Consider the following 1,455-nt stretch of genomic DNA (forward strand, 5'->3'; position numbering starts at 1 on the left):
GTGCCCGGGGTGGGGCGGCGGGCGTCTCAGGACAGCACGGAGCGCTGCTCGGGGACCCGCCAGTCGGTCATCCAGGACTGCTCCAGCGCCAGCGCGTGGCACAGCGACTCGGTGTTCCACTGCTCGTGCGGCGCGGGCACGGCGACGGTGTCGGCGCGCAGCCGGCGGCAGGCGGCGTCGAACAGGCGCTGGTCATGCCTGCCGTTGCCGCCCTCCAGCAGCCGCCTCGCCTGCACCAGCTCCTCCACCAGCGCCCGCTCGACCTGCCCGGCCAGCAGCGGCGGCTTGGCGTCGACCTCGACCCGGCGGCCCAGCAGGGCGACCGCGGTCGCCGCCAGCACCAGCAGCACCGCGACCCGGTACGCCACCGCCAGGCCGTCCTGCAGCCCACCCGCGGCCAGTGCCGCCGGCCGCGACCAGCCGAGCACGTCGGCCAGCCCGAGCATCGGCACCATGTCCACCAGGTGCCAGGCGTAGTCGGCCACCGCGGCGACCGCGACGTCCAGCGCGGGCAGCACGTCCGGGTTGGGCACCCGGCCGCCGAGTTCCACGTCCGCGGGCACCGCGGCCGGGGCGTGGGCGCCCAGCCAGCCGGCCCGCCACGCGCCGACGGTGAGCACCGCTGCCAGCGCGGTGACCCCGGTCAGCCGGGGCACGACCGCGCGCAGCTCCCGGCTGCGCTCCCAGCGGTGGGCCCAGCGCACCCGGACGGCGTGCGGGGCGGTCCGGCGCGGGCGCACCAGCCGCAGCAGCCTGCGGTGCAGCGGGTCGCCCAGCCAGGAGGGCAGGTCCAGGGCGGCGGGCTCGTGCTCGAACCGGGCCGGCGGACGCCGCCAGGACCAGTACTCGCGGGCCACGGCCGCCTGCCGGCTCGCCTCGCTGCGCCGCCGCAGCCCGCGGGCGACCCGGACCAGCAGCGCGACCAGCGCGGCGGCCGCCCCGGCGAACAGCACCGGTCCGGGCACGCCCGGCAGCACCGCCGCCGCCGCGACGACACCCACGCCCAGCACCGCCGCGGACGCCCATACGGCCAGGCGCAGCAGCGTCGCCAGCCCGACCCACAGCCACATCGCGGCGGGGAACGGCAGCACGCCGTCACGTTCCCGGCGCGGCAGCCGTTCTGTCCGCACGGCCAGCTCGTTGACCCTGGTGAAGTCCGGCTGCAGACGCGTCGTCCCGCCGACGGTCCTGACGTCCATGGCGCTCCCCGGCTCTTCCGCGCACGGCGCGGCAACGGTATTCAAGCCGCAGACTAGGGCAAATCATCGCCATTGACAGTCAAATGTCTTACACCTGGACGGACAGGATGTGCGACACGGTAGTCCGGACCGGCGGAACCGCCCCCACCCAGGTGAAACTCCCACCCACCAGGGCGACACCCACAAGCGCGAAAGGAAGGGCACCTTCACATCGCCATGCGATGTGAAGGTGCCCTTCCTTTCGTCGTCGGACTCC

The 1,455-nt window shown here is 75.5% G+C and carries 1 protein-coding gene; it reads right to left on the reverse strand.

Annotated features, from left to right (window positions below; all coding sequences use genetic code 11):
• Nucleotides 1-26: 26 nt before the first annotated feature.
• Nucleotides 27-1,199 carry a hypothetical protein gene (locus ACFQO7_RS37690; protein ID WP_376810885.1) on the reverse strand — a complete coding sequence of 391 codons (1,173 nt, stop codon included), beginning with the start codon at nucleotides 1,197-1,199 and terminating at the stop codon, nucleotides 27-29.
• Nucleotides 1,200-1,455 lie beyond the last annotated feature (256 nt).

It is taken from the genome of Catellatospora aurea, assembly GCF_042663325.1.
Lineage (GTDB): Bacteria > Actinomycetota > Actinomycetes > Mycobacteriales > Micromonosporaceae > Catellatospora > Catellatospora aurea.